We start from the raw sequence: 1498 nt of genomic DNA on the forward strand, positions 1-1498 counted from the left end.
TTTTATACTTATAGAAAGTATTATAGTTTTATTTAAAGGCTTTTTTAGTTTTGTGTGTGATAATTAATTTTAAACTATAGTATTTCCAATATTTTTAATATTGAGCTTAAATTTAATCTACAAATTATTGTATTTACAAATACTCATATCACAAAGTTAGCTAACAGAGCATATTTGAAAAATAAAAATCAATTAATAAATAATATTTATGTGATTATAATATAAAATAATCTTTATCATCTATAATATAAAAAGCTTAAGTGTAAATAATAAATAATATTAAGTTTACAGTTAAGGAGGATGATAATGAGAGCATTACTATTTAAAATAAGTTACTTTTTTTTATTTTTTGGATCAGCTACTATAGGTGGAATGTTAATTCCATTTTTACAATATAAAGGATTTGAACCAATACAAATCGGAAGTTTAATAAGTTTATATACTCTAATAGGGTTAGTAGGACTTTTTTCTGTTGGATATTTTTGTGATAAACTTAAAACCATAAAAAAAATATTACTTCCATCACTTATAATAACAATAATTGCAGGTTCTGTAGCAGTTATATTTAACAAAGGAGCAATATTTTACATAGGATTTTTCTTAATGGGATTATTTAGTTCTATGTTAGGATCTTTATGTGATAGTTGGGTTATGGAAAGTGATGAAGATACAAAGTCAAAATTTGGAGCAATGAGAGCATTTGGTTCTGTTGGTTGGGCATTTGGGGTATTATCTGTTGGATTTATAATTTCAAATTTTGGATATAAATATGTTACATTTTTATATATTGGAACACTTTTAGTTGCAGCTTTTGCATCATTTAAATTAAAAGATGTAATAAAAAATAGTAGTGGTAGTATTAGTTTTAAACCTTTATTAACTAATAAGGATTACATATTTACAATTATTACACTTTTAATTATTTGTATAGGGTTTAGAGGATATTTACAGTTAATTCCTTATGGTATAGCTAGAGCAGGAGGAAATACTTCTAATTTAGGAGTGTTTAACTTTATATGCTCAGTAAGTGAAATAGCTATGATGATACTTTGTAATAAAATAATGCATAAATTAAGTCCTGATAAACTTCTTATATTAAGTCCTATAGGAGTTCTTATGCAAATGTTAGTGCTTTACTTTATACCTAATATTTATGCTATATATTTAAGTGGATTACTTCAAGTATTTACATATCCTATCATTCTTATAGTTGGAAGAACTATGATAGATAGAGTATGTCCAGAAAATTTAAAGACAACATCTCAACTTATTGGTTTTGCTTTATCAAACAATTTAGGAATAATTATCGGGTCTTTTGTAGTTGGATTTTTAATAGAGTATTTTAACATTGAAAAAGCTATATTTATTATGATGATTGTAGTAGTTTTGGGAATTTTGATAACTATTTTTTATGATAGAAAAACTAAGGATAAAACAATATAATAAACAAACATAAATAATAATTTCCTTGGACAAACTTAGTAATAAAAAGTTTTAA

Annotated in this window: 1 protein-coding gene; it reads left to right on the forward strand. The window is 23.8% G+C overall.

All coding sequences use genetic code 11. The features are described 5' to 3' along the window. Positions 1 to 306 precede the first annotated feature (306 nt). On the forward strand, positions 307 to 1443 hold the full coding sequence (locus G3997_RS02735; RefSeq protein WP_296647707.1) for an MFS transporter: 1137 nt from the start codon (positions 307 to 309) through the stop codon (positions 1441 to 1443). The last annotated feature ends 55 nt before the right edge of the window (positions 1444 to 1498 follow it).

The sequence above is a fragment of the Romboutsia sp. 13368 genome (assembly GCF_018336475.1).
Classification (GTDB): Bacteria; Bacillota; Clostridia; order Peptostreptococcales; family Peptostreptococcaceae; genus Romboutsia.